Source organism: Myroides sp. C15-4, assembly GCF_050522745.1.
Classification (GTDB): Bacteria; Bacteroidota; Bacteroidia; order Flavobacteriales; family Flavobacteriaceae; genus Flavobacterium.
In genome coordinates, this window is record NZ_JBMVQX010000020.1 from 45,105 (window position 1) to 63,776 (window position 18,672).

The window sequence follows — 18,672 nt, forward strand, 5'->3', positions numbered from 1 at the left end:
ATTTTTATTGAAATAACTCTATTTTGTTGCGTAATTATTATGTTTAGTGCTTATTTTTTGATGTATTTTATTTATTTTTGTCTTTTAGGTATAAAAACAAAGGTACGAACAAAGTTTGTGGTTTTGCAAAAATATTACATATACAGTTCGCATATTTTTATTAAATTCTTTATATATGGATAAAATTCAACGCCTCAATGAAGCAATTAAATGGGTGGTTTTTGAAGGTTTGGCTAAGAACCATACAGATTTAGCCCAGAAATTAGGATATAAAAAGTCTTCTTTTTCTCAGATTATCAACGGACGAGTGAACATTAGTACGAGTTTTATTAATAGGCTTGTGACTTTTGCGCCCATTTTGAATAGAAAATGGTTGCTCAGTGGTGAGGGAAGTTTATTTCTTTCTCAACCCAAAATTGTCCAAGATGAGGTAGTAAAAGGGCATATGAAAGGCATTAATTTACTGTTGGAAAATGATGCAACCTATTGTTCAAAAAGCGAAATACCCGAAATTTTATACAACAAACGCGGGAATACGTTTGTCTTTTATCAAGGTGGAAAAATGAATATCGAGGTTTTCAAAATTCCATTTTCCGCTCATCAAACGTATGTTTCGCATCTTCTTGCAGTAAATCAGCTCCGTCAACATTTCGCTAGTAGCGAGTTTGGTGTTGATTATTTTGAGTTGGGTTACTATCAGGCATTTGAAATTATTGGAGATACAATGAATGGAGGAAATATTGAAGATACGCCCGATGGCGCAGAAGTACTCGCAAGAGAAATTAATAAAGACCTGTGGCAAGGAGGCTTTCGATCAACAAAGTATGGATTTATTTTAGTTACGAAGGAACATTTTTTACACAAAGACATAGGGTATTACAACAGTGAAACGGGAATGCTGCAGTTGTCAAGTCGAAATGCCAATTACGGGGTGATGGAATATCCACTTAATGACGTGTTGCAAATCTTTCACGTGATTAAGCGCTTTTTTTAAGTATTGGTGCTGTCCTATAAAGCACAAACGCAGTTTGTGTTTTATAAGGAGGCAGCGAATCAGGAAGTGAACAAGGTTATTTTGAAAACAATTGGAAGTGAATCACTTACAATAGCTTGTGTCCAATGGCATAGCGAATAGCTTCTGTTAACGTATGAACCTGACATTTAGCTATAATCTTCTTGCGGTGAAATTTAATGGTATCTGAGCTAAGACACAGTAAATTTGCTGTTTCCTGTATGCTAAATCCTTGAATAGAAAAACGCAAGATACTCAATTCTCTAGCTGTAAAGATTGGCTTTACCTTTTTTTCCCAACGACGTTGTTTGATCTCATACAACCAAGAATAGGCAGACGTCTTTCTATAAATCTCAATATTTCCCGCCTGTCGCGCAGTAGAAAGAGAGAGAATTCCAATAGACTGGAACAATAGTCCGCTTTAGATGCTGAAAATGAAAAAGTGATTCACGATAATTTACAGGCTTTTTTTAAAGGAAAGACCGTATTGATTATCGCCCATCGTCTGTCTACCGTAAAACAAGCGGATCATATTATGGTACTGAAGGAAGGACAATGTATCGAAGTAGGAAATCATCAAACCTTAGTCCATAAGAAGGGGATCTACTACAACTTAATCAAAAATCAACTAGAATTAGGGAGTACATAAACCAAAAAAACAGCGTAGCTTTATCTTTTGAAAAACCGCGCTGTCAATAAGCAACGTCTGTTGTAGACTGCGTTTATGCAATTCATACTATGCACATTCGATTAATAAAAAAAGAGGAGGTAGTCAGCAGTCGCTGGTCTGGTGGGGAAACGCGCGAATACGCTATTTATCCCCAAGACGCACAATATGCCGATCGAGATTTCGGTTTTCGCATTAGCAGCGCAACCATTGAAGCTATTCCCTCCGTATTTACCCAATTTAAAGGCTATCGTCGCTACTTAGCGATGTTAGATGGCAATCTTGAGATCATCTATAATGGAGAAAATCAACACTATAAACAACATGAACTATTTACTTTTCCATCCACAGCAAGTATAACGTCCTTTACGCAAGGAACAGATTTTAATCTCATGTTGCATGAACAGCTTGTCGATGAGGTTGTGGAAGTTCGACACCAACCTTTTCAAACAGAACAACCCTTTGTTTTGCTATTTGCACTTGAAGAAGCTGAAGTTATGGTTAATACCCAATCCTTTCAGTTACAACCTTGGGATTGTTTACTGTTGAATAACGAAAACAAAATGACTGTAGCTCTTGAATGCTATCAACAATTGATTGTAGGATATTGGTCTATGGAGGAAAGAAAAAAAGACAAATAATGAAACAAAACACACTGCTAGATATACAAATACAAAGAATTAAAGAAAAATTAGCACATATTGAATCCTATGACAAGGAATGGAAGGTCTTTGGTTCGAATTCACATGAATATCAAATAGGACCAGGTATCAACCATCAAGAGATAACAGTTTTTGAAAAGAAGTATGGCATTGAATTGCCAGAAGCTTATGTTGCTTTCGTTACCCAAATCGGCAATGGTAATCCTCAAGAAGAAGCTTATATGGGGAGTGGTGCAGGCCCTTACTATGGAATCTATCCTTTTGGAGAAGGGATAGAGGATTTGCCTGTAGGTGATGGGCAGCGTTATCTCTCTTATCCTTGTTTGTTACATCCTACAATGACGGAGGAGGAATGGAAAGCTCTGACCAGTGAACTGTATGATGATAGCTTATCAGACCAAGCCTATGATGCGATTGTAGGACCTTTGTATGGAGGATTATTACCACTAGGTACGCAAGGTTGTGCCATTACCACATGTTTGATACTCAATGGTCCCTATTTGGGGAGAATTGTTTACCTCAATGACGATTATAAACCTCAATTCGCTTTTGAAACCCATTTTTTAGACTGGTATGAACGTTGGCTGGATGAAATTATTTCTGGAGAATTATTGGCACAACATGCAGGATGGTTTGGCTATAAAAGAGGAGGAACCGCTGTGTATCTCTGGAATGCTTTCCAAACAACTACCAACGAAAAAGAACAACTAGAGTATTTGGAGGGATTAATTAGTAAAAAAGATATCGAGGAAGAAATTATCCAAGCGCTTATTGAAAAAATACCCGAAGCAACAACGCCTATCCGTCAACAGCTAATTTCCATTTTGGCGAAAGTGGATTACAATAAATCACTACCTTTTTTAGAAGAAGAAGTAAAGGAGAGTCTATTGTTTGTTTTGCAACAAATTCACTGGTATGGAGCGAATGAAGCAGCTTGGTTGCCCGTTTTAGATGCGTATAAAGACAAGATAGCCGAAGAAGAAACCTATCGTTTCTTTACCTATATTGCCCTAAAAGCAACAACAGATTTTGCTTATTTACTTTTACCTGGACTCCAGTCACCATTGAGTGCTATTCGTAGTCAGGCGGTTTATTCCTTGGGTAAAGCAACAGATAAACAACAATATGCAACTGCTTTTATGACGGCCCTTCAAGATGAAGAAGATCAGGTTGTGCTGTATGCCTTGCAAGCGTTAGGTGGGGTAGAAGATGACCGATTAAGACAAGCTTATCAAGTCGTATATCATAAATATAAGGACAGTGATGAGGACAATTATATTATGATTAATCTCAATCACCAGTTAAAAGAAAAAAATCTAACAGTTGAAGATTTAAAAAATTAAATGAAAGAAGAAAGAAAAAAAAGTATAGGAAAGTTTTTATCTCTTATTTTGAGACATGAACCCAGTAAAATTGGCATTCAACTGGATGTAAATGGATGGGCGGATGTTGAAGAATTGATACAAAAATGCGCCAAGCATCGCATCGTTTTTACGCGGGATGAATTGGATGAAATTGTGGCAACAAATAACAAAAAAAGATATACACTAAGTGACGATGGTAGCAAAATACGCGCCAATCAAGGGCATTCGATTGCAGTAGATCTTGAATTTACACCCGAGGTTCCTCCAGTGTATTTATATCATGGAACAGCAGATCGCTTTTTACCTGCCATCAAAGGAGAAGGAATAAAGAAAATGAATCGACAACACGTACACCTTAGTTTAGATAAAGAAACGGCTATTGCCGTTGGCTCTCGTCATGGAAAAGTAGTCGTGTTAACTATTCTGGCAGGAAAAATGCAGGAGGATGGCTTACTTTTCTACTGTTCAGCAAATGGTGTATGGCTGACAGACTATATTGACCCTCAATATATCTCGAAGTAATTTAGTTTACAGTTGACGGTTTACAACTTACAATTTTATCGTAAAATAAATATCAATATATAGGTAATAACTAGTGATTTAAGAGATAGAAAGGGAAATGAATCAACAGATAATTTACGGTTGATGACGCTAACCCCCAAAGCAATAGGTAGTCCATACAAAGCATAATACATAGGTGTATACAAGTGATGGTAGACCCAAGTGGTCCAATCTCCCGTGTACGAACCTGTAATATAGGATGCTCGCATAATCCACAAGATCAAATGAATAAAACACAGGGCAAATAGCGTAATATCCACTGCTTTTGCCCATAGTATTCTAGTTTTGGTTGAGTTGTGGTCGGTGTTCTGCATTGACTAATTTCCAAGCGGTTTCAAATATTAATTGTGTTCTCTTTGTCAAAATAGGAAAGTCTATTTTGTCATAGGTATCTGAGGGTAAATGGTAGTCGTCATGTGTTCCGTTATAAAAAAAGATAGCTGGAATATCATGTCGAGCAAAATTGTAGTGATCCGAGCGATAGTAAATGCGTTGAGGATCGTTGTCGTCGTTAAACGTATAATCTAGCACGAGATTTACTGATTCTCGATTCGCTTCTTCTGTTAGATTGTGTAGCTCCTGACTCAACTTATCCGATCCCACTAAAAAAATATAGTCTGCTGTAGAAGGGTGTTCTTCACTTCTTCTTCCAATCATGTCAATATTTAAATTGGCAATAGTTTGTTTTAGGGGAAGTATGGGATTTTCTGTGTAGAATTTAGAACCAAATAAGCCAAATTCCTCTCCTGTTAAATGGAGAAAAAGGATGGAGCGTTTGGATCTGATTCCCTCTTGTACCAAAGATTGAAAGACACGTGCAATTTCCATAACTGCAGAAGTACCTGAGCCATTATCATCTGCACCGTAGTATATTTTTTTGAGTAAAATTCCCATGTGATCAAAGTGAGCAGAAATAACCAATACTTCTTCTGGTTTTTCACTGCCCTCAATATACGCCCATACATTTTCGCTATCTTTTAATTTCATTTGCCAATTGGTCATAAAAGAAGCGGGAATAGGTTGAAAGTAACTCGTTGCTTGAGGAGGCATGGCAATTCCCAGTCGCTTATAATAATTAGCAAGGTATTGTGCGGCTTTTCGCTGTCCTGGTTCTCCTGTGCGACGTCCTTCTAAACTATCCGCAGTCAAAACCAGTAAGCTCTTCTGAATAGAATCAGATGAAATGCGGTCGTAGTAGAGTGCTTTTTCAGGTGATGGCCCTTGATTGACCACTGTTTGTGGTGATTGACATTGAAATAAACTCAAAGCGAATACGCTGATGGATGATAGTAGTATATACTTTTTCATGAGATGTGCATTAAGCGTACAACAAATGATACGAATGAGCCAAAAATACTAATAATTTTCCGTTGTACATGCGTATTTTTTTACTGTTAAGGTTTAAAAGACCTCTTGCGGTTGTCTTTTTTGTTAGTTGTGTTATATTTGTTGAAAACAAAGCGAAAACATGACTAAAGTAGTTTTTATTACAGGCGGATCATCGGGAATAGGAAAATCAATTGGTACTTTTTTACACGAAAAAGGCTTTAAAGTATATGGAACGAGTAGAAACCCAGAACGCGTGACTGCTTCTGTATTTCCCTTGGTACAACTAGATGTACGCGATGAAGCGAGTATTGCACAAGCTATTCAAACCGTCGTTGCTCAAGAAGGGCGTTTGGATATTCTGATCAACAATGCCGGAGTAGGGATTACGGGAGCAATTGAGGAAGTACCTACTTCTGAAATTGTCAATAATTTTCAAACCAATGTATTTGGACCCATTGCTGTGATAAAAGCTGCTTTGCCTATTATGCGCAAGCAAAAGAAAGGATTGATTATCAATGTTACCTCTATTGCGGGCTATATGGGATTGCCCTTTCGTGGCTACTATTCATCGTCTAAAGGAGCCTTGGAGTTGATCACAGAATCCTTGCGTATGGAAGTAAAACCCTTTGGTGTTGAGGTGACCAATGTGGCGCCTGGTGATTTTGCGACTAATATTGCTGCTGGCCGCTATCACGCACCTGTTATTGAAGCATCACCCTATGAAGAAATTTACAAAATGTCGTTGGATATGATGAATGAACATGTAGATAGTGGAGGAGACCCTATCGAAATGGCAGAGGCAATCTATAAGATTATTCAAACCCCAAAACCCAAAGTGCGCTATGTCGTTGGAGCACCCATGCAGAAATTTTCACTATTTCTCAAAAAGATTCTACCAGGAAAGATGTATGAAAAACTCCTGATGAATCACTATAAAATTAAAGGTTAAAAAAGAAAGGATAGGAATGCAATAAAAGGGAATTAATATTGTATTTTTGACACACAACATAACAGGAATTTTTAAGTTTTAAATTTATGAAGTTTTTTATTGACACGGCTAACTTAGATCAAATTAAGGAAGCTGAAGCACTAGGAGTATTAGACGGAGTGACTACGAATCCTTCGCTAATGGCTAAAGAAGGCATTACAGGTGCAGCAAACATCTTAAACCACTACAAAGCTATTTGCGATATCGTAGAAGGAGATGTGAGTGCTGAAGTAATTGCTATTGATTACGACGGAATGATTAAAGAAGGAGAAGAACTTGCTGCTTTACATCCGCAAATCGTTGTAAAATTACCAATGACGAAAGAAGGCGTAAAAGCGTGTAAATACTTTTCATCAAAAGGTATTAGAACAAACGTAACTTTGGTGTTTTCTGCAGGACAAGCTTTGTTAGCAGCAAAAGCAGGAGCTACCTATGTTTCTCCTTTTATTGGTCGTTTGGATGATATTTCAACAGATGGATTAGTACTGATTGAAGAAATTCGCCAGATCTATGACAACTACGGATATGAAACACAAATTTTAGCGGCTTCTGTTCGCCATACGATGCATATCGTTAATTGCGCAAAAATCGGTGCTGATGTAATGACTGGACCTTTATCTGCTATTTTAGGATTGTTGAAACATCCTTTAACAGATAATGGATTAGCTCAATTCTTAGCGGATTACGCAAAAGGTAATCAATAACCTTTCCAATACAAAACTTATTTACAAACATACAAACTAAAAAAAACCAACCTTTTTAAGGTTGGTTTTTTTTTTATTGGTGAAGAGAAATGGGAGATGGAAGATGAGTGGGGTAATCGTTCATCATCACGCATAACCCAATGCTTACTTTTTAGTTAAGAATAAAAATCCAATAAGAATAAAGCCAATCCCTGTAATAAGAGGAGGCTGCATACTCGCTTTCATTCCCAGGAAAATCATGTATATTCCCAATAAAATGACGATAATAGCTATAATTCGTTGTATCATAGTTTTTTGTTTTTTTGTTGGTTGTTCTTCGCTCTTTGCTCTTTACAAGTGTATGTTACTATCAACTAGAGGTAATGAACCAAAAGCCAAAAGCCGAAAAACAGTTTTTTGTTAGTTACTCATGCTATTTTTCTTATTTAGAAGATGCATACTCATCATCACATCAACTAAACCGTTAACCGATTACTGTAAACCGTTAAGATATAAAAGTTAAGAATACATTCAAAATCAGTGCATTGATGATATCAATAAAGAAAGCGCCCACTAAAGGAATAATTAAGAAGGCCTTGTAAGAGGGACCAAATCGATTTGTAACGGCTTGAATATTTGCCACAGCAGTTGCTGTAGCACCTAATCCGAAGCCACAATGTCCTGCACTTAATACAATTGCATCGTAATCTTTGCCCATCCAACGATAGGTAATATAAGCAGCAAAGAAGAGCATTAAGGCAACTTGAATTATTAAAATCAATAAAATAGGCAAAGCAAGATCGACGATAAGCCATAGTTTTAGCGACATCAAAGCACAAGCTAAGAAGATCGATAAACCTGTATTGCCAACGACATCAATGTTTCTGCTGTGAACCTTGTATTTGAAAAGATGCGTCAAACTATTTCGAATAATGAGTCCGACAAATAAGCACCAAACAAATGTGGGTAGTTTGAATGAATACTGTGCATTCCAATCAGCCAACCATTGACCGATTACCAAACAAATAGCCAACATGGTGATGGTGTGCATCATAGAGGTATAGCTAATAGGAGAGAAGTTTTTAGACTTTGTAATATCTTGTTCCTCTTCTTGTTTTTCGACGGTATCAGGATCAACCTCTTTGTACTTATTTTTTTTCAGTAGGCGATAGGCTAAAGGACCTCCGATTGATCCTCCAAAAATCAACCCGAAGGTAGCACAAGCCATGCCAATTTCTTTTGCACCTAGTAGTGGATTGCCGCTGACGGCAAAATCATCAGCCCAAGCACCTGCTGTTCCATGTCCACCTGTTAAAGTGATGGATCCTGCAATCAAACCAAAGCGCAAATCAAGACTGAGTATTTTGGCTAAAAGCACCCCTAAACTGTTTTGACAAATAATGAATAAGGCTGCAATAAGAAGAAAAATAATCAGGGATTTACCCCCTTGAAGGAGTTTAGAGAAATCTGCATTCAATCCAATAGAGGAGAAGAAAACCAGCATCATACTCTGCTGAATAGCTTCATTGAAGGTGAAATCCGTACCTAAAAAAGAATGCGCACCCCAAGTAAATAAGGCAATTAAGAAACCGCCTACTACGGGTTCAGGGATGTTGTATTTCTGTAGCCAGTTGACTTTTGATACAATAAAATGGCCCAGTAAAAGGACCAAACACGCTAACATTAAGGTTTCGTAGATTCCAAAATCCATATTGAGTATATTTAAGTTTTTTCCTCCTGTTTACAAGGGAAACAGGGTGACTTGAAGCACAAATATAAGTAAAGATCAAGTGATTTGGTACTGTCAAAAAAGCTTTTTTATTGTTTTTTGAGTATTATGAAAGTTAAACTGTGAAAATATTGGATTATTTTATTTTATTCGCGAATTGTATTGGTTTTATTGTAATAAAAAAAATGAGGTAAAACTTTTTTGTAGTCTGTGTGAAATATCTATTTTTGCATATGCAACACAATGTACTTATTTTAGATTTTGGTTCGCAATACACACAGTTAATTGCGAGAAGGGTTCGAGAATTAAATATATTCTGCGAGATCCTGCCTTATAACGGTTTACCCGAGGATTTATCAGCGTATAACGCGGTAATCTTATCAGGAAGTCCTTATTCTGTTCGTTCACAGGAAGCTTTACATCCAGACCTAGCTCAGATTAAAGGCAAGATGCCTTTATTAGCCGTGTGTTATGGTGCGCAGTATTTAGCTCATTTCTTTGGTGGAGAGGTAGCTCCATCGGATACCCGTGAATATGGAAGAGCAAATCTTGCTTTTATTGCAGAGGATCCTTTCTTAAAAGATATTCCACAAAACAGTCAAGTATGGATGAGCCACAGTGATACCATCAAGGCTTTACCTACGAATGCTGTTTTATTAGCGAGCACGGCAGATGTAACCAATGCAGCTTATAAAATTGAAGGAGAGCAAACTTATGCGATTCAATTTCACCCAGAAGTGTACCACTCAACAGATGGAGCACAATTATTAAAGAACTTTTTAGTAGACATCGCTGGAGTAAAACAAGATTTTACCCCTGCTTCTTTTGTAGATGAAACTATTGCTGATTTACGTGCAAAAGTAGGCAGTGAAAAAGTTGTTTTAGCTCTTTCAGGAGGTGTTGACTCTACTGTAGCGGCTGTTCTATTGAGTAAAGCTATTGGAGATAACTTACACTGTATTTTCGTAAACAACGGATTGTTGCGTAAAAACGAATATGCAAACGTATTGAAACAATACGAAGGAATGGGATTAAACGTAAAAGGAGTAGATGCTTCTCAGCGTTTTATGGATGCTTTGGCTGGTCAAGAAGACCCAGAAACAAAACGCAAAACCATTGGTCGTGTATTCATTGAAGTATTTGACGATGAATCGAAATTGATTAAAGATGCTACATTCTTAGGTCAAGGAACAATCTATCCCGATGTAATTGAATCAATTTCTGTAAAAGGACCTTCAGCAACTATTAAATCACACCACAATGTAGGGGGATTACCTGATTTTATGAAGCTGAAAATAGTAGAGCCTTTGCGCATGTTATTTAAAGATGAAGTACGTCGTGTTGGTGCATCTTTGGGTATTGATCCTGAATTATTAGGACGTCACCCTTTCCCTGGACCTGGTTTAGCAATCCGTATTTTAGGGGATATTACCCCAGAAAAAGTGAGCTTGCTTCAAGAAGTAGATGCTATCTTTATCAATGGATTAAAAGAGCATGGATTGTACAATTCGGTTTGGCAAGCTGGAGCCATTTTATTACCTGTGAATTCAGTAGGTGTAATGGGAGATGAGAGAACCTATGAAAAAGTAGTAGCTTTACGTGCAGTTGCTTCAACAGATGGTATGACTGCAGATTGGGTACACTTACCGTATGAGTTCTTAATGGAGATTTCAAATAAAATCATCAATAAAGTAAAAGGGGTAAATAGAGTGGTATACGATATCAGTTCTAAACCACCTGCAACGATTGAGTGGGAATAAAAAATAGAAAAATAAATAAGTCGCTGTATATTTGTATAGCGACTTATTCGCTTTTATAAAATTACTAAGATGAGAAAGAAACTTGTTATAGCTGCAACAGCATTTATTTTTACCAGTGGATTAGCTTTCGCTCAAGAGCAAAATTATACCAACTATCGCGTGAGTAAAGGGGAGACAATTAGCAAAATTGCCCGTGAAAACAAAATTTCGGTTAGTGAGATCTTGCGGTTGAATCCCGATGCAAAAACGGGAATTAAAGAAGGTGATCTTATTCGTGTACCAGTGAGTAGTCCCTCAGGAAAATCCACCACCACGGAGAGTACAGCGGTAAATAAAGCACAACAAGTTGTCGATTCAAAAAGAAAAACACATCGCGTTCAACCCAAAGAAACGGTATTTGGTATAAGTCGTCTGTACAATGTCAGTGTGCAAGATTTATATCAATGGAATCCCGAGTTGGAGCGACATGGATTAAAAGCAGAAAGTCAACTTTTCGTTTCGCCTTCTACTACGACAACAGCCACAGATCAAACGGCTAATGTTACAGTAATGTTGCCTGCTACAAAAGCAGATACGCCTTTAGATAAGGCGAAAGTAGGCTATAAGGAGATCGAAATTGAACCAAGACAAACCTTGTATAGTCTGGCAGTAGAATATCAAACCAGCGTTCAAAAGATTATGGAGTTAAATCCCGAATTGAACGAAGGCTTAAAAAGCGGTCAACGCATCAAAGTGCCAACAACAGGTAAAAGCACTTCGTCCATTCCAGCAACAACAACTGTTTCTCAAGAAGTAAAACCAACAACACCAACATCATCCAATGTAAGGGATAAAACCATTACTATTGAACCAAAACAGACTTTGTTTAGTATCGCTAAAGAATACAATTTGACAGTTGAGGATCTAGTTGAGATGAATCCAGAATTGAGAAAGGGAGGATTGCAAATTGGTATGGAATTAAAAATAGGTAAAGAAACAGGTTCATCTTCAACTTCTAATACAGCCGAAACAACAACACCAAAATGGGCTGTAGAATCTGCTGGATCTTTCGTGGATTTAAGTGCGTCTGTTGATCGTTATACGGCAAAAGAACTGGTGCTTTTGTTGCCTTTTAACACTTCTCGTACGGGAGATAACCTCAATGAGCGCATGAAGACAGATGGATTCCTGAATATGACGATGGATTTCTATTTAGGTGCGAAATTGGCAATCGATAAAGCGACGCGTATGGGCTTGCCATTAACAGTCAAAGTATACGATTCTAATGAAACAAAGAATAGCTCCGATGTGAAGAAAATTTTACAAGGAGAGGATTTAAGCCAAACAGAAGTTGTAATTGGTCCTTTCTTTCAAAGCAATGTAGATGATGCCGTAAAAGCCTTGCCTAATAGCAATATTGTATTGGTTTCGCCTTTGTCAAATGAAAAAGCAAACCCCTCGTCTCAATTGGTGCAAACGATGCCTTATGGCGATGTACTCAAACAAGCCTTGTTGGAGTACTTAATTAAAAATGACAGTAAAGTAACGGTGATTGTCGATGAGAAGAAAACCTCGACAAAACGCTTCATGCAGCGTTTCTATCCCAATATTAAGGTGATTGACACCAAAGAATTAAAAGATATTGACAAAACACTTGTAGCAGGGAAGAACAATGCGTTTATTTTAGATTCTAACAGTATTGAATCGGCCTTATTGCTAACGGATAAGCTAAAAAATAGAACAGATACGTTCGATATCCAAGTGGCCTCTTTTGACAAGAGTGAGGTCTTCGATTACAGTGAAATAAAAATAGAAACCTTAGTAGCTTTACACTATACGTTTCCGTCGGTAACGAGGGATAGTGAAACCAGTTTGGATACCACCTTTGCCCGTGAGTTTAAAGCACAGAATAATACGTTGCCTAATCGTTTTGCTATTCGCGGATATGACGTTACCTTAGACGTTATTTTACGCATGTTCCAACGCGATGGATTTGCGAGTTCTATAGGCACGAAGTCAGCGGAAATAGAAAATAAATTTGTTTACAGCAAAAACCCAGAGGGTACTGTGCGCAATAAAGGCGTGTATATCTTGCAATACAATGATGATTTAACCGTAAAAGTAGTAGAATAATGTTATCAAAAATAGAGTATTTAGGCGATTTAAGAACCGTATCTACCCATCTGCAATCAGGTGAGCAAATCATTACAGATGCACCAGTTGACAACCACGGAAAAGGACAGGCTTTTTCTCCAACCGATATGGTAACCAATGCGGCAGGATCTTGTGCCATGACTATTATGGGGATTAAAGCCAATGAAATGGAAGTAGATATCGTGGGATCAACGATTGAGGTATATAAAGAAATGCAGGCAGATCCAAGGAGGATTAAGAAAATTACATTGAATATGGCTATGTTGAGTACAGCAGATGAAAAGCAACGTATCATTTTAGAACGCGTGGCTATGCACTGTCCTGTATTGCTGAGTTTACATCCCGAAATTGAAAAAGAAGTAACCTTTAATTGGACGCAAAAATAATGCTGGACAATCAAAAAGAACTGATTGAATTGGCAAAAGCCAAAATGCCTTATGGAAAATACGAAGGGAAATATTTAATTGATTTGCCAGAGTATTACGTCGTTTGGTATCACAATAAAGGCTTTCCCAAAGGGAAATTAGGGCAGCAATTGGCCTTGGTGTACGAATTAAAATTAAATGGATTGGAACCGTTGATTCGCAATATTCGAAACAATTTTTAAAGATTTAAAAACTGACCTTGTGGTCAGTTTTTTTTGTGCCTTATTTTAGGGATGATTAACTTGAAAAGCCAGTAAATAGGGAAGTAGGACTGTTAATTTTTTCTTTAAACCAACTTTTTATTGAAATGTAAAAAACAGCGAGTATGTGGTTTAAAATTTTCGAATTGCTAATTTGAAACTCTTTTTTTATCAATTAAACAGTAAAAAGCTTTATTTTTTGTGTAGCTAATAAACCAAAAGAAGTGGATTGTTGAACAAGCCGCAATAGGAAACGCAAAACTTGATAAATAGTCGTAAATTTGTAAGATAAAATAGCGTAGTTATGATGAATATTCCTACATCGAATCGTCCGAGAGTAGTAATTATTGGAGGAGGATTTGGTGGATTAGCCTTAGCTAAAAAATTGAAGAACAAAAATTTTCAGGTCGTACTATTAGATAAACACAATTATCACACGTTTCAACCATTGCTGTATCAAGTTGCTACAGGAGGATTGGAGTCAGGATCTATTGCGTTTCCGATCCGAAAAGTGGTTCAAAATTACGAAGGTATTTTCTTTCGCGTTGCACAAGTACAGCGTATTGATACGGAAAATAAAAAAGTTGTTGCCGATATCGGAACTATATTTTTCGATTATTTGGTTATTGCTACTGGATCTAAAACCAATTTCTTTGGTAATACAGCTATACAGCAGCACAGTATGGCGATGAAAACGATTCCACAATCCTTGAATATCAGGAGTTTGGTGTTGGAAAATTTCGAAGAAGCGCTATTGACCAATGATGAGAAGGAAAAACGCGCGTTGATGAATTTCGTTATTGTAGGTGCGGGACCAACAGGAGTGGAGCTTGCAGGTGCATTGGCTGAGATGAAAAAACACGTGTTACCCAAAGATTATCCTGATTTAGATATCCGTCAGATGGAGATTAATGTGATTCAGGGAGGAGCAAAAGTACTGGACGCTATGTCGGACAAATCGTCTAGTAGAGCACAAGAATTTTTGGAAAAACTAGGAGTAAATGTTTGGGTCAATGAAATTGTAACCGATTTCAATGGAAAAACAGTGACAACCAAGTCAGGAAGAGAATTCAATGCAGAAACGGTGATTTGGACAGCAGGAGTTATGGGAGCAGTAATTGATGGATTTGATACTGCTGTGATTCAAAGGGGAAACCGTTTGAAAGTCAATGAATACAACCAAGTGGAAGGGTTTACCGATATTTTTGCCATTGGGGACGTAGCGGCGATGATTACTGAAAAATCACCAATGGGACATCCGATGATGGCACAGCCTGCTATTCAACAAGGACAACTACTCGCAACGAATTTAATTCAATTACGCGATGGAAAACCATTAAAGAAGTTTACTTACAATGACAAAGGATCCATGGCGACGATTGGTAGAAACAAAGCCGTGGTTGATTTACCTAAATTCCACTTCAGTGGTTTCTTTGCCTGGTTTGTTTGGATGTTTGTGCACTTGATGTCCTTAATTGGATTTAGAAATAAATTCTTGGTTTTCTGGAACTGGATGTACAACTACTTGATGTTTGATCGTCAAGCGCGTTTAATCGTCCGACCCTATAAAAGAAGAAATGAAGAAAGCTTTGTAAACAAAGAGGAATAAATAAATTAGAAAGAGCCTGTAAATACGGGCTCTTTTTTATTGTAGTGTATCAAGAGGTCGATGAATTTATTGTAGGATTTAATTCCTTCTTTTTGATTGTTGATCTTGAGAAAGTTGTTGTAAATAAATTTAAAAATAGCATCCGTTACCGTTTTATACGACTGCCAAAAAAGCGTATTTTCCATGAGATTAACCTGAACTCCAGGATGTATAGTCTTCAATACAGCACTGAATTCTTCCTGCGTTTGCTCCCCTTCTAAGGCTTTGAGGCAATAGCGCAAAGCAAAGATATTGGACGAATATTGATAGTGTAGGTCGATCTGACTTTTAGCAGCGAGAAAACCGATAAAATTAGCCTCACTTTCCTTGGCGTACCCCACTTGATGGGCAATTTCATGAGATGCTGTGACGATAAATGTGGACGTGGGAATTTTAGTATTAACTTGTGCTTCTAAGGTAAAAGGATTGACATAACCTGAAAATCCCATATAAGTTAATGGTAAACTATACAACGACCCTTTTGCTTTTTGGTTGTAGTATTCGAACCAGCGGGTAGAGTTGCTGAGGGTTTGAATGCCTAACTCAGCATCCTGTAGCATTTGTTTTTTATCAAAGGGCATAACAACACCTTGGAGCGTATCTCGCGTGATGTTGCGCTGTAAGGCATTGGTTTCTTCAATGATTTGTTGCGTTAAATCTAGGAGCTCTTTTTTGGAATAACCCTGTTGTAAATCGAGTTGAGCCGTTAACGGCACGCGATAGTTATTCATGCCCCACAAGAGCGTAAAGGCAACGTAAAAAAGCAAGCAACCTTTAGCAACTAGACGCAGGTAGGCATAGATACGCGGTTTCCTTTTGCGGTTGAGTAGCCATATTTGACGTATTTTCCACAAGAGAAATAGCCCAACACCAAAGTATAAGACATCACCGATAGAAAAGGGAAATAGGTTAGTGCAAGCAGTGATCAGACGCAAGTAAAAGATATAAAACCCCTGTGTATAGTATTGCTCTACCCATTGAGGATTAGCCGTTAGTATACTTTTGAGTACCAAGAATAGAACAAAACCGAAGAGGTAGTATTTTAATTTTATAGCGCGCATTTTTAACTAAAGATTTATTTAGAATAGATAAATATAACTATATATTTGTAGCAAACTTTGATCCAAATGAGTAAAGTTAAGAAAGGTGAGCGAACAATCTTCGTTTGCGATGGAAAAAAATGTTGCCGATACAATGAAGAAGCCAAAGCGTGCTTCCAAGACTTGTTGGAAGAAAGTGGGATGAGTGCTGATTACAACCTCTGTCAGATGAAATGCCAAGGGATGTGTAAGAAAGCGCCAGTAGTTTACCTTTCTGAACACGATACCTATAAGAAGGAAGTCACAAAGAAAAAGGCGAAAAAAATATTTGAAAAATACATTACGAGTGCTGTATTAACTTCTTAAATTTAGCATTCAGTGCTTCATTTTTTAGTGTGATGAATATACAACTAGTTGCCCCCCCGTTGGATTTACGCTTTTTAATTCAAGGCTATTGGTATGCGGATGCAGCGAGTGTTAAGCATCCAACGTATCGCATTTTTTCCGATGGCTATCCAGGGTTAATCTTTCAACATGTACAAGGTAATCCAGGCCTTTTTAGGGGAACCGACGTTTTGCCTCTGTGTTTTATTTACGGACAAAAATCAAAGGGATTCTGTTTGAATGAATGTGAAGCAGGGACTTTGTTTTTTGGTATTCAATTTCAGCCCTATGCCTTTAAACAACTTATGGGAATTGACGCCTCTGTGTTAACAGATTGTTGTTTAGACGCACGAGAGCTATTTCGAGGATTAGCTATAGAACCCCTCGTTGAGTTTGAACATTGGATGTCATTTGTTTCTTATTTTAATGCCTATTTTAGGACTTTGAATTGTCGTGTTGAACAAAATCCCTATATCATTCCTATTGTTTCTAATTTTGATTCCTATTTCACTTTCTCTAGTAGCCAAGTGGCTCAGATGCATCATGTTTCTGCTCGTAAATTTCAACGAGATTTCAAATCCTATGTAGGGCTAAGTTTTGAAGCCTATAGACAGCTCATCAAGTTTCAAAAAGCGGCATATTGTTTGAAAAAACACCCAGAAACAAAGATAGTCGATATCGCTTATGCATTATATTATGCCGATCAAGCGCATTTTGGGCGTATTTTCAAGTTTTACTCTGGTTATACCCCCAAAGAGTTTATGGATAAACAATGGAACTATAATGAAAGTGAAGTAATACACCACAGTCGTTTGCGAATTCTCTCCCAGTAATTGTTGTCGTTTTTGTTCTATTTTTTAAGCAGAAGATAAACGTAGTTTGTCGTTTATTTAATTAGAGAACAAATGAAAGTACATCACTTAAATTGCGTTGAAATTCAGTCTCCAACAGGAGATAGAGCTATCGGACATTGCATCTTGATTCAAAGGAAAAAGCAGCTTATCTTAGTTGATGCGGGTATTAGTAGTCAAGATTTAGCCGATCCAAATTTACACTTTACTGAAGTGCTGATTCAACAAGTAGGTTTCAATTTTAACGCGATCCAATCAGCAAAAGATCAAATTCTAAATTTGGGCTTAAATCCTTTGGATGTAACGGATATAGTATTGTCCCATTTGGATTGTGATCACAGCAGTGGGTTACTCGATTTTCCTAAAGCTAAAATTCACGTAGCACAAGAAGAATTAACTAGTTTTTACAAACCAGAAGCGAGGTATCTCGACTTTGTTTTACAACATCGACCTTTAATACAAACGTACGGTCCTTCAACGGATACTTGGTTGGGCTTTGAGGCGAGATATCTAGCCTTGCATCCCGATTTATCTCTTGCCTTGATTCCCTTATTTGGACATACATTGGGACACTGTGGTGTTGCTTTTACTATAGAAAAACAAACTTATTTTTATGTTGGAGATGCTTACTATCTTCGAGCAGAATTAACGGATCCCTTACATCCTGTACATGAGTTAACTAAGGCAAGAGCGGCAGATAATATACAACGCCTGTTCAATCTGGAACGATTGAAGGTATTTGTTGTGGATCATCCAGAAATTTGTGTGTTCGGTTATCACGATGCAGAAGAGTGGGATAATTGTAGGAATACGTAAAGTTTGAGCTGTATTACAAGTTTTATAAAGGTTATTTCTGTGGAAGAGATAACCTTTTTTTGTTACATCTCATTATCTAACTCCCTTCTAATTTCTGATATTTTGTTTCCTAGAAAAAATGCGTATTAAGAATTTGTCATGCTGACGTAGGAAGTATCGCATCAGTCAATCAAAATAAACGCTATACTATTTTTATCTAATAGGGAGGGGGACAAAAAGGTGCGACCTTACGTTCCTCAAGGACATGCGGATTGGATTGTAGATAAATAATTTATTTAATTTTCGATTCATGGTTTGTAATAGACTACAGAAACAAAGAACAAATCACCCATAACTCATAACCCATAACCCATAACTCATAACCCATAACTCATAACCCATAACTCATAACCCATAACTCATAACCCATAACTCATAACC

General features: G+C 37.4%; 20 protein-coding genes and 1 pseudogene. 15 read left to right on the forward strand and 6 right to left on the reverse strand.

Translation table 11 applies throughout. The features are described 5' to 3' along the window. The first annotated feature begins 175 nt into the window (after positions 1-175). On the forward strand, positions 176-994 hold the full coding sequence (locus ACPDHL_RS10170) for a hypothetical protein (RefSeq protein WP_430532656.1): 819 nt from the start codon (positions 176-178) through the stop codon (positions 992-994). A gap of 106 nt (positions 995-1,100) precedes the next feature. On the opposite strand, the gene ACPDHL_RS10175 is transcribed toward ACPDHL_RS10170, so the two are convergent. Continuing rightward, on the reverse strand, positions 1,101-1,424 hold the full coding sequence (locus tag ACPDHL_RS10175; RefSeq protein WP_430532657.1) for a response regulator transcription factor: 324 nt from the start codon (positions 1,422-1,424) through the stop codon (positions 1,101-1,103). Positions 1,425-1,427: 3 nt separating this feature from the next. Here ACPDHL_RS10175 and ACPDHL_RS10180 point away from each other — a divergent pair. The 4 genes and pseudogenes from ACPDHL_RS10180 to ACPDHL_RS10195 form a co-directional block, all read left to right on the forward strand. Continuing rightward, positions 1,428-1,661: pseudogene (locus tag ACPDHL_RS10180) on the forward strand (peptidase domain-containing ABC transporter); the annotation flags it as partial. Between the two features lie 89 nt (positions 1,662-1,750). Continuing rightward, positions 1,751-2,320, forward strand: a complete 570-nt coding sequence (locus ACPDHL_RS10185) for a HutD/Ves family protein (protein ID WP_430532658.1) — start codon at positions 1,751-1,753, stop codon at positions 2,318-2,320. Beyond that, the gene (locus tag ACPDHL_RS10190) at positions 2,320-3,684 is read left to right on the forward strand and encodes an SMI1/KNR4 family protein (RefSeq protein ID WP_430532659.1); all 1,365 of its coding nucleotides are present in this window, start codon (positions 2,320-2,322) and stop codon (positions 3,682-3,684) included. The genes ACPDHL_RS10185 and ACPDHL_RS10190 overlap by 1 nt, the downstream gene beginning before the upstream one ends. After that, positions 3,685-4,227 carry an RNA 2'-phosphotransferase gene (locus ACPDHL_RS10195; protein ID WP_430532660.1) on the forward strand — a complete coding sequence of 181 codons (543 nt, stop codon included), beginning with the start codon at positions 3,685-3,687 and terminating at the stop codon, positions 4,225-4,227. Between the two features lie 35 nt (positions 4,228-4,262). Here the strand turns inward: ACPDHL_RS10195 and ACPDHL_RS10200 are convergent, their stop codons facing one another. Both ACPDHL_RS10200 and ACPDHL_RS10205 read right to left on the reverse strand, forming a co-directional pair. Further along, a complete protein-coding gene (locus ACPDHL_RS10200; protein ID WP_430532661.1) occupies positions 4,263-4,580 on the reverse strand; it encodes a hypothetical protein in 318 nt (105 codons plus the stop codon). Next, the gene (locus tag ACPDHL_RS10205; RefSeq protein WP_430532662.1) at positions 4,546-5,574 is read right to left on the reverse strand and encodes a M28 family metallopeptidase; all 1,029 of its coding nucleotides are present in this window, start codon (positions 5,572-5,574) and stop codon (positions 4,546-4,548) included. Before ACPDHL_RS10205 ends, ACPDHL_RS10200 begins: the two co-directional genes overlap by 35 nt. A 160-nt stretch (positions 5,575-5,734) precedes the next feature. On the opposite strand from ACPDHL_RS10205, the gene ACPDHL_RS10210 reads away from it, so the two are divergent. Both ACPDHL_RS10210 and fsa read left to right on the forward strand, forming a co-directional pair. Then, on the forward strand, positions 5,735-6,544 hold the full coding sequence (locus tag ACPDHL_RS10210; RefSeq protein WP_430532663.1) for an SDR family oxidoreductase: 810 nt from the start codon (positions 5,735-5,737) through the stop codon (positions 6,542-6,544). 86 nt (positions 6,545-6,630) lie between these two features. Further along, positions 6,631-7,287, forward strand: coding sequence for a fructose-6-phosphate aldolase (gene fsa / locus ACPDHL_RS10215; protein WP_430532664.1), 657 nt, complete (start codon positions 6,631-6,633; stop codon positions 7,285-7,287). Between the two features lie 144 nt (positions 7,288-7,431). On the opposite strand, the gene ACPDHL_RS10220 is transcribed toward fsa, so the two are convergent. Both ACPDHL_RS10220 and gltS read right to left on the reverse strand, forming a co-directional pair. Continuing rightward, the gene (locus tag ACPDHL_RS10220) at positions 7,432-7,575 is read right to left on the reverse strand and encodes a hypothetical protein (protein WP_430532665.1); all 144 of its coding nucleotides are present in this window, start codon (positions 7,573-7,575) and stop codon (positions 7,432-7,434) included. Positions 7,576-7,771: 196 nt separating this feature from the next. Continuing rightward, complete coding sequence (gltS, locus tag ACPDHL_RS10225) at positions 7,772-8,977, reverse strand: sodium/glutamate symporter (protein ID WP_430532666.1); 1,206 nt, start codon at positions 8,975-8,977, stop codon at positions 7,772-7,774. 251 nt (positions 8,978-9,228) lie between these two features. Here gltS and guaA point away from each other — a divergent pair, with 251 nt between their 5' ends. The 5 genes from guaA to ACPDHL_RS10250 all read left to right on the forward strand — a co-directional run bounded on the left by guaA (position 9,229) and on the right by ACPDHL_RS10250 (position 15,122). Further along, complete coding sequence (gene guaA, locus ACPDHL_RS10230; RefSeq protein ID WP_430532667.1) at positions 9,229-10,755, forward strand: glutamine-hydrolyzing GMP synthase; 1,527 nt, start codon at positions 9,229-9,231, stop codon at positions 10,753-10,755. Between the two features lie 69 nt (positions 10,756-10,824). Further along, positions 10,825-12,867 carry a LysM peptidoglycan-binding domain-containing protein gene (locus ACPDHL_RS10235; RefSeq protein ID WP_430532668.1) on the forward strand — a complete coding sequence of 681 codons (2,043 nt, stop codon included), beginning with the start codon at positions 10,825-10,827 and terminating at the stop codon, positions 12,865-12,867. Then, on the forward strand, positions 12,867-13,274 hold the full coding sequence (locus ACPDHL_RS10240; RefSeq protein WP_430532669.1) for an OsmC family protein: 408 nt from the start codon (positions 12,867-12,869) through the stop codon (positions 13,272-13,274). Before ACPDHL_RS10235 ends, ACPDHL_RS10240 begins: the two co-directional genes overlap by 1 nt. Next, positions 13,274-13,495: a DUF3820 family protein gene (locus ACPDHL_RS10245; protein WP_430532670.1), complete on the forward strand. Its 222-nt coding sequence runs from the start codon at positions 13,274-13,276 to the stop codon at positions 13,493-13,495. The genes ACPDHL_RS10240 and ACPDHL_RS10245 overlap by 1 nt, the downstream gene beginning before the upstream one ends. Positions 13,496-13,817: 322 nt before the next feature. Then, positions 13,818-15,122: an NAD(P)/FAD-dependent oxidoreductase gene (locus ACPDHL_RS10250; protein ID WP_430532671.1), complete on the forward strand. Its 1,305-nt coding sequence runs from the start codon at positions 13,818-13,820 to the stop codon at positions 15,120-15,122. A 5-nt stretch (positions 15,123-15,127) separates the two neighbouring features. On the opposite strand, the gene ACPDHL_RS10255 is transcribed toward ACPDHL_RS10250, so the two are convergent. Then, complete coding sequence (locus tag ACPDHL_RS10255; protein ID WP_430532672.1) at positions 15,128-16,222, reverse strand: DUF3810 domain-containing protein; 1,095 nt, start codon at positions 16,220-16,222, stop codon at positions 15,128-15,130. A 66-nt stretch (positions 16,223-16,288) separates the two neighbouring features. On the opposite strand from ACPDHL_RS10255, the gene ACPDHL_RS10260 reads away from it, so the two are divergent. From ACPDHL_RS10260 to ACPDHL_RS10270, 3 genes are all read left to right on the forward strand, one after another. After that, entirely contained in the window at positions 16,289-16,567 is a 279-nt protein-coding gene (locus tag ACPDHL_RS10260) for a (2Fe-2S) ferredoxin domain-containing protein (RefSeq protein ID WP_430532673.1), read from the forward strand. 32 nt (positions 16,568-16,599) lie between these two features. Continuing rightward, positions 16,600-17,418, forward strand: coding sequence for a helix-turn-helix domain-containing protein (locus tag ACPDHL_RS10265; RefSeq protein ID WP_430532674.1), 819 nt, complete (start codon positions 16,600-16,602; stop codon positions 17,416-17,418). Between the two features lie 72 nt (positions 17,419-17,490). Continuing rightward, positions 17,491-18,252: an MBL fold metallo-hydrolase gene (locus ACPDHL_RS10270; RefSeq protein WP_430532675.1), complete on the forward strand. Its 762-nt coding sequence runs from the start codon at positions 17,491-17,493 to the stop codon at positions 18,250-18,252. Positions 18,253-18,672: the final 420 nt, after the last annotated feature.

Coding starts and splice junctions, on each gene's coding strand:
- ACPDHL_RS10220 (WP_430532665.1), bottom strand. CDS start 7,575: ATGATACAACGAATTATAGCTATTATCGTCATTTTATTGGGAATATAC.
- ACPDHL_RS10245 (WP_430532670.1), top strand. CDS start 13,274: ATGCTGGACAATCAAAAAGAACTGATTGAATTGGCAAAAGCCAAAATG.
- ACPDHL_RS10210 (WP_430532663.1), top strand. CDS start 5,735: ATGACTAAAGTAGTTTTTATTACAGGCGGATCATCGGGAATAGGAAAA.
- ACPDHL_RS10170 (WP_430532656.1), top strand. CDS start 176: ATGGATAAAATTCAACGCCTCAATGAAGCAATTAAATGGGTGGTTTTT.
- ACPDHL_RS10185 (WP_430532658.1), top strand. CDS start 1,751: ATGCACATTCGATTAATAAAAAAAGAGGAGGTAGTCAGCAGTCGCTGG.
- ACPDHL_RS10195 (WP_430532660.1), top strand. CDS start 3,685: ATGAAAGAAGAAAGAAAAAAAAGTATAGGAAAGTTTTTATCTCTTATT.
- ACPDHL_RS10265 (WP_430532674.1), top strand. CDS start 16,600: ATGAATATACAACTAGTTGCCCCCCCGTTGGATTTACGCTTTTTAATT.
- ACPDHL_RS10260 (WP_430532673.1), top strand. CDS start 16,289: ATGAGTAAAGTTAAGAAAGGTGAGCGAACAATCTTCGTTTGCGATGGA.
- ACPDHL_RS10200 (WP_430532661.1), bottom strand. CDS start 4,580: ATGCAGAACACCGACCACAACTCAACCAAAACTAGAATACTATGGGCA.
- fsa (WP_430532664.1), top strand. CDS start 6,631: ATGAAGTTTTTTATTGACACGGCTAACTTAGATCAAATTAAGGAAGCT.
- ACPDHL_RS10235 (WP_430532668.1), top strand. CDS start 10,825: ATGAGAAAGAAACTTGTTATAGCTGCAACAGCATTTATTTTTACCAGT.
- ACPDHL_RS10190 (WP_430532659.1), top strand. CDS start 2,320: ATGAAACAAAACACACTGCTAGATATACAAATACAAAGAATTAAAGAA.
- gltS (WP_430532666.1), bottom strand. CDS start 8,977: ATGGATTTTGGAATCTACGAAACCTTAATGTTAGCGTGTTTGGTCCTT.
- ACPDHL_RS10270 (WP_430532675.1), top strand. CDS start 17,491: ATGAAAGTACATCACTTAAATTGCGTTGAAATTCAGTCTCCAACAGGA.
- ACPDHL_RS10255 (WP_430532672.1), bottom strand. CDS start 16,222: ATGCGCGCTATAAAATTAAAATACTACCTCTTCGGTTTTGTTCTATTC.
- ACPDHL_RS10250 (WP_430532671.1), top strand. CDS start 13,818: ATGATGAATATTCCTACATCGAATCGTCCGAGAGTAGTAATTATTGGA.
- guaA (WP_430532667.1), top strand. CDS start 9,229: ATGCAACACAATGTACTTATTTTAGATTTTGGTTCGCAATACACACAG.
- ACPDHL_RS10205 (WP_430532662.1), bottom strand. CDS start 5,574: ATGAAAAAGTATATACTACTATCATCCATCAGCGTATTCGCTTTGAGT.
- ACPDHL_RS10240 (WP_430532669.1), top strand. CDS start 12,867: ATGTTATCAAAAATAGAGTATTTAGGCGATTTAAGAACCGTATCTACC.